The organism is Streptomyces sp. WMMB 714 (assembly GCF_900090125.1).
Taxonomy (GTDB): domain Bacteria; phylum Actinomycetota; class Actinomycetes; order Streptomycetales; family Streptomycetaceae; genus Streptomyces; species Streptomyces daqingensis.
Window position 1 is genome coordinate 1 of record NZ_FMHJ01000026.1, and the last position, 6,898, is coordinate 6,898.

Consider the following 6,898-nt stretch of genomic DNA (forward strand, 5'->3'; position numbering starts at 1 on the left):
GGGATCACTGTCGAGCGCGTCCTCACCGACAACGGCGCTTGCTACAAGTCCTACGCCTGGCGCAACACGCTGGCCGCGGCCGGCATCTCGCACAAACGCACCCGCGCCTACCGGCCGCAAACCAACGGGAAGGTCGAACGCCTCAACCGCACCCTGCTGGAAGAGTGGGCATACGCCCGCCCTTACCACTCAGAAAGCCAACGACGCGAAGCGTTCCCCAACTGGCTGCACACCTACAATCACCACCGCGCGCACACCGCGCTCGGCGGCCTACCACCCGCCAGCCGCGTTCCTAACCTCACGGGTCAGTACACCTAGACCCTCTCGCCCGGCAGTCCAGCAGGCCCTTTCCCGCGCCCCGTGCGCACGCCCCGCCACGGCGCCCCCTCCGCCCGCCCCCGCCCCCGGCAGGGAACTGTTGCCCCGCGCCCCGCGTTGACCAGGGCGAGAAGGTCCACGGGACCGTTGCATGACCACCCCGGCTCGGGGTTCCCCTGCCGCAATTCTGGAGGGCGTACTGTGCACCGGCACAACGGGCTGAGGACAGCTGTGCTCCTTGGGGGCCTGTCCGCTCTCATCCTCGTCGTCGGCGGCTTCTTCGGCCGTACGGGGTTGCTGCTGGCGCTCGTCGTGGCGCTGGCCACCAACGGCTACGCGTACTGGAAGAGCGACAAGATCGCTCTGCGTGCGATGCGCGCCCGTCCCGTCAGCGAGTTCGAGGCTCCGGAGCTCTACCGCCTGGTCCGCGAGCTGTCCACCGCCGCCCGCCAGCCGATGCCGCGGCTGTTCATCTCGCCGACGCAGGCGCCGAACGCCTTCGCCACCGGCCGGAACCCCCGGCACGCCGCCGTGTGCTGCACCGACGGCATCCTCCGCCTGCTGGACGAGCGCGAGCTGCGCGGCGTCCTCGGGCACGAACTGAGCCACGTCTACAACCGCGACATCCTCATCTCGTCCGTCGCGGGCGCTCTCGCCTCCGTGGTGATGTTCCTGGTGAACTTCGCCTGGCTGATCCCCCTCGGACGCGGCGACGACGAGGAGGGCCCCGGTCTCGCCGGAATGCTGATGATCATGGTCCTCGGCCCGCTGGCCGCCGCCGTGATCCAGCTCGCCGTCTCGCGTTCGCGGGAGTACGAGGCCGACGCCGCGGGCGCCCAGCTCACCGGCGACCCCCTCGCGCTGGCGTCCGCGCTGCGCAAGCTGGAGGCGGGCGCCAAGCAGCTCCCCCTTCCCCCGGAGCCGCGCCTCGAGACGGCGAGCCATCTGATGATCGCGAACCCGTTCCGCCGCGGCGAGGGCATGACCCGTCTCTTCTCCACGCATCCTCCGATGGCGCAGCGCGTCGCGCGCCTGGAACGCATGGCGGGCCGGCGCCTCTGAGCCGGGCCCCCGGCCGGGCCTCCCGGAGGGTCCCCATTCCGGTGCGTTCATGGCCCGTCCGGCTCCCGTCGAGGAGCGTCCCGCCCGGGGGTGAGCTGTACCACGTACGAAACGGTTTCGTTTCGCTGAGCGCCACGGTAGATTCCCGGTGTACGAAACCGTTTCGTCCGGAGTGGGGAAGTGCATGGCCGAGGCAGCGACGGCGCGCCGCAGCCGGATCACACCCGAGCGTGAGTCCGAGCTCTACGCGGCCGTGGTCGCCCTGCTCCGGGAAGTCGGCTACGACGCCCTGACCATGGACGCCGTGGCCGCCCGCACCCGGTCGAGCAAGGCCACCCTCTACCGCCAGTGGGGCGGCAAGGCCGAACTCGTCGTCAAGGCGCTGCGGAACCAGAAGCCCGTCCAGCTGGCCGACGTCGACACCGGTTCGCTGCGCGGCGACTTCCACGAACTGGTCCGCTGCCAGGACGACGTCCAGGTGGAGCAGCACTCCGAGTTGATGCGCGGCATGGCCATGGCGGTGCACGGCAACCCCGACCTCCTCCAGGCCTTCCGCGAGTTGCTGATCGAACCGGAGCTCGCGGAGCTGCGCCGGATGCTCCACCGTGCCGTCGGGCGCGGGGAGCTGCGCGCGGACAACCCCGCCTGCGAGTACGTGGTGCACATGCTGATCGGCGCCATAGGAGTGCGCACTCTGATCGACGGACTTCCCCCGACGCAGGAGTTCCTCCGCTCCTACATCGACGCCGTCGTCCTCCCCGCACTGGGGGTGTGACACGCCCTGCGAACCGCCGCTCCCGCCGGAGCGCGTACCGCCGCCCACGCGAAGACGCGTTCCGCCACGAGCACCACGCCCAGAACGAGCACCTGACGCGACCGCTCACGTCGTCGGGCCGACCCATACAGCCCCTCAAGCCACCACGACCTGACCGGGAGTAAGCCCCCGTGGCCACATTCCTCTACAAACTGGGCCGATTCGCCTTCCGGCGACGGCACTTCGTCGCCCTCTTCTGGGTGGCCCTGCTGACGCTCGCGGGCGTCGGCGCCGCACAGGCGCCCGTAGCGGGGTCGGCCTCCTTCTCGATCCCCGGCACGGAGGCGCAGAAGGCCTTCGACCTGCTGGAGGATCGCTTTCCCGGCGCGAGCCCCGACGGAGCCACGGCACGCGTCGTCTTCAAGGCGCCCGACGGGGAGAAGATCACCGCCCCGGGCAACAGGACAGCGGTCCAGAAGGCCGTCAAGGAACTCGGCACCGGCTCCGAAGTCGCCTCCGTCGTCGACCCGTTCAAGGTCAAGGCCGTCAGCCGCGACGGCACGACGACCTACGCGCAGGTCTCGTACAAGGTCTCCGGCATGGAGCTGGAGGACTCCTCACGCGACGCGCTCGAAGACGTCGCACAGGACACGCGGGACGAGGGACTGACCGTCGAGGTCGGCGGCGACGCGCTCCAGGAGATCCCGGAGACGGGCGCCACCGAGGTGATCGGCATCGGGGTGGCCGCCGTCGTCCTGGTGATCACCTTCGGTTCGCTGATCGCGGCCGGGCTGCCGCTGGTCACCGCCCTGATCGGCGTCGGCATCGGCGTCTCCGGCATCACCGCGCTCGCGAACGCGCTCGAACTCGACTCCACCACCTCGACGCTGGCGATGATGATCGGCCTCGCCGTCGGCATCGACTACGCGCTCTTCATCGTCTCCCGCTACCGCGCCGAACTCGCCGACGGCCGGGAGCGGGAGGACGCCGTCGGCAGGGCGGTCGGCACGGCGGGCTCCGCGGTCGTCTTCGCGGGCCTCACCGTCGTGATCGCCCTGGTCGGCCTCGCCGTCGTCGACATCCCGATACTCACGAAGATGGGTGTCGCGGCCGCCGGGACGGTCGCCATAGCGGTCCTCATCGCGCTCACCCTCATCCCGGCGCTGATCGGATACGTGCGCAAGCGGGTCCGGCCCGCGGGCGCGAAGCGCAGGCCGGACGGCGGACACAAGAAGACCCGGCGCTCCGCGAAGGACGGGCGCCCTGACGACGCGCCCCGCCCCGGCGCCGACTCCGGCGCGGAGGACGTCCCGCGCCGCGAACCGAAGCCGAACCTGGGCACCCGCTGGGCCGGGTTCGCGATCCGGCGGCCCCTGATCGTCCTGCTGATCGCCGTCCTCGGCCTCGGCGCCGCCGCCGTCCCCGTCAAGTCGCTCGAACTCGGCCTGCCCGACGACGGTTCGCAGCCCACGAGCACCACGCAGCGCAAGGCGTACGACCTGCTCTCCGAGGGGTTCGGCCCCGGCTTCAACGGCCCGCTCATGGTCGTCGTCGACGTCGCCCCGGGCGAGCAGCCGAAGGCCGCCGCCGGTGAGGTGGCGAAGGCCGTCAAGAGCCTCGACAACGTGCTCACGGTGACGCCGCCGACCTTCAACAAGTCCGGCGACACCGCCATGTTCAACGTCATCCCGGACTCCAAGCCGTCGTCGGCGAAGACCGAGGACCTGGTCGAGGACATCCGCGACGACGGCGGCGAGGTCCAGGCGGGCGGCGGCACGGACGTCCTGGTCACCGGCAGCACGGCGATGAACATCGACGTCTCGCAGAAGCTGAACGACGCCCTCGCCCCCTACTTGGCGCTCGTCGTCGGCCTCGCGTTCCTGCTGCTGATCGTCGTCTTCCGCTCGGTCCTGGTACCGCTCAAGGCCGCGCTGGGCTTCCTGCTCTCCGTGCTCGCCGCGCTCGGCGCGGTCGTCGCGGTCTTCCAGTGGGGATGGCTGGCGGACCTGCTGGCCGTCGAGGAGACGGGCCCCGTCATGTCGATGATGCCCATCTTCATGGTGGGCGTCGTCTTCGGGCTGGCCATGGACTACGAGGTCTTCCTGGTCACGCGCATGCGCGAGGCCTACGTACACGGGGAGCGGCCCAAGGAGGCGATCGTCACCGGGTTCCGGCACGGAGCGCGGGTCGTCACCGCCGCCGCCGTCATCATGATCGCGGTGTTCGCGGGCTTCATAGGGTCCACCGACTCGATGGTCAAGATGATCGGCTTCGGCCTCGCCGTGGCCGTCCTGTTCGACGCCTTCATCGTGCGCATGGCCATCGTCCCCGCCGTCCTCGCGCTCCTCGGACGGGCCGCGTGGTGGCTGCCCCGCTGGCTCGACCGCGCGCTGCCCAACGTCGACGTCGAAGGCGACGGCCTGCGCGACGCCGCGGGCCCCGCCGGCGACGGCACCTCCGGGCCCGGCGCGCCCGTGCCTCCGCAGCCGTCGGCGCCCCACGAGGAGGAGCGCGTGCCCGTCCCCGCCGGAGTGGCCGCGTCGTCGTACGAGCTGGGCGCCGAGACAGCGCACGAGGACCGGAGCCTCGCCATGACGGGCTCGGCCTCCATGGGCGGCGAGCCGTACGACCCGGAGGGCAGCGGCGTGCGCGGCACCGTCCGCAACGCGGACGGGTCGCCGGTGCCGCGTGCCGCCGTCACGCTGATCTCGCAGCGTGGACGCCAGATCGGGCGCTCGGTGGCGCACGCCGACGGCTCGTACGTCCTGGACGCTCCCGGGCCCGGGAGTTACGTGCTGATCGCCGGCGCCGACGGGCACCAGCCCCAGGCGTCCACCGTCGCCGTGGGAGACGTCACCCTCACTCACGACATCCTCCTCACCGGCACCAGCCGTCTCACGGGCGTGGTGCGCGGCTCCGCGGACGGGCAGCCGGTCGCGGCGGCGCTCGTCGTCGTGACCGACGTACGGGGCGAGGTGCTGGCCACCGGAAGGACGGGCCGGAACGGCGACTTCACCTTCGGCGAGCTGATCGCCGGGAACTTCACCCTCGCGGTGAACGCGCCCGGACACCGGCCCGCCGCGCGCCCGGTCGAGGTCGAGGGGCAGGGCGTGACCCGCGTCGAGATCGAACTGTCGGCGGGAGCACGCGTGCACGGCACCGTCCGCGCCGTCAACGGGCCGCTACAGGACGCCCGCGTCTCCCTGGTGGACGCCGCGGGCAACGTCGTCGCCTCCTCCACGACCGCGGAGGACGGCGCGTACGCCTTCACGGACCTGGACGCCGGCGACTACACCGTCATCGCGGCCGGCTACCCGCCGGTGGCGACCGCCCTGCACGTCGAGGGCACGGGTGTGGACGACTTCGACATCGAACTGAGCCACCCCGACGAGTAGTTCGCACCCCTCAGGCTCCCCGCCGGGCCCGTGAGCGCGTGTCAGCGGAGCACGCGCCCACGGCCCGCGCGGGGACGCCCCGGCCTCCCGCGCGAACAGCGCGGGCAAGGGACGGCCCGCCCCGGGCGGCGGGGCCGGGGCACGGACACCTCTCACGGGAGGCGCTCCGCGGACCTCCCCGACAGCACACGGCGAGGGCCGCGTCCCCGATGCGTTCGGGGACGCGGCCCTCGCCGTGCCGGCGTCGGCGCCGTGCGCCGGCGGACGGACCGCCCGGCCGGCACGTCCCGGCCCGTGTGCGGACCGGCCGTTCGCTCAGCGGTAGTTCACGAACTGGATGGGGAAGTCGAAGTCCTTCCCCTTCAGCAGCGCGATGATCTCCTGCAGGTGGTCGCGGCTCTTCGAGGAGACGCGCAGCTCGTCACCCTGCACCTGCGCCTTGACGCCCTTCGGGCCCTCGTCGCGGATGACCTTCGCGATCTTCTTCGCGTCGTCCTGCGCGATGCCCTCCTTCAGCGTCGCGGAGATCCTGTACTCCTTGCCGGAGGCCTGCGGCTCGCCCGCGTCCAGCGCCTTGAGCGAGATGCCACGCTTGATCAGCTTGGACTGGAAGATGTCGAGGACGGCCTTCACCCGCTCTTCGGCGTTGGCCTTCATCTCGATCCGCTCGCCCGACCACGCGATCGAGGCGTCCACACCCCGGAAGTCGTAACGCTGCGAGATCTCCTTGGCGGCCTGGTTGAGGGCGTTGTCGACCTCCTGCCGCTCGACCTTCGAGACGATGTCGAAACTGGAGTCGGCCATGGTGAGTTGGCTCCTCGTCGATAGATACGTCAGGGACGCGGTCCGCGTGCGAACCGCCGGTTCAGCCTAGTCACTGAGCGCCGCTCCCACCCCTGATCAACCGGGTGGCGGACCACCCCCGGTCATCGGGTATGGTTTACACCGTTGCCACAGAGCACCGCCTCAGGCGGTCCGGGCAGCGATCCCAGGCGGTGTGCCCGAGCGGCCAAAGGGAGCAGACTGTAAATCTGCCGGCTCAGCCTTCCCAGGTTCGAATCCTGGCGCCGCCACAGCCCAGAAGAGGCCAGTGACCAGCAAGTATGCGGTCACTGGCCTTCTTCGTTTTCATGCCTGAGTGGCATGAGTATGACCCTTATGTCCCGCTTTTTCTCACCCTGATTCGCGTGCCGACCCGTACGTGTGGGCATGCTTCGGGCTGCTCTACCTCGCCGTTCTCAGAGTTGCTTCGATCCGTGCGTTCGCTGAGTCCGTTGTCCATGGGGCCTCGTCGTCATGAGCTAACTGATCAAGCGTGGGAGCGGATCGAGCCACTGTTGCCGTCTTCCCGGATGGGGCGTCCCGTCCG

The 6,898-nt window shown here is 70.8% G+C and carries 5 protein-coding genes, 1 tRNA gene and 1 pseudogene; 6 read left to right on the plus strand and 1 reads right to left on the minus strand.

Annotated features, from left to right (window positions below; genetic code table 11):
• From H181DRAFT_RS28100 to H181DRAFT_RS30115, 5 genes and pseudogenes are all read left to right on the plus strand, one after another.
• A partial coding sequence (locus H181DRAFT_RS28100; RefSeq protein ID WP_045867275.1) for an integrase core domain-containing protein occupies positions 1-318 on the plus strand: 318 nt, incomplete at its 5' end.
• A gap of 201 nt (positions 319-519) precedes the next feature.
• Complete coding sequence (gene htpX / locus H181DRAFT_RS28105; protein WP_045867276.1) at positions 520-1,380, plus strand: zinc metalloprotease HtpX; 861 nt, start codon at positions 520-522, stop codon at positions 1,378-1,380.
• Positions 1,381-1,564: 184 nt separating this feature from the next.
• Positions 1,565-2,155: a TetR/AcrR family transcriptional regulator gene (locus tag H181DRAFT_RS28110; RefSeq protein ID WP_045867277.1), complete on the plus strand. Its 591-nt coding sequence runs from the start codon at positions 1,565-1,567 to the stop codon at positions 2,153-2,155.
• Between the two features lie 170 nt (positions 2,156-2,325).
• Positions 2,326-4,560, plus strand: a pseudogene (locus tag H181DRAFT_RS28115) (MMPL family transporter); the annotation flags it as partial.
• Positions 4,561-4,743: 183 nt separating this feature from the next.
• A complete protein-coding gene (locus H181DRAFT_RS30115) occupies positions 4,744-5,529 on the plus strand; it encodes an MSCRAMM family protein (protein WP_254666998.1) in 786 nt (261 codons plus the stop codon).
• 315 nt (positions 5,530-5,844) lie between these two features.
• Here the strand turns inward: H181DRAFT_RS30115 and H181DRAFT_RS28135 are convergent, their stop codons facing one another.
• Positions 5,845-6,333: a YajQ family cyclic di-GMP-binding protein gene (locus tag H181DRAFT_RS28135; protein ID WP_045867278.1), complete on the minus strand. Its 489-nt coding sequence runs from the start codon at positions 6,331-6,333 to the stop codon at positions 5,845-5,847.
• 187 nt (positions 6,334-6,520) lie between these two features.
• Here H181DRAFT_RS28135 and H181DRAFT_RS28140 point away from each other — a divergent pair.
• A tRNA-Tyr gene (locus H181DRAFT_RS28140) sits at positions 6,521-6,602 on the plus strand.
• Positions 6,603-6,898 lie beyond the last annotated feature (296 nt).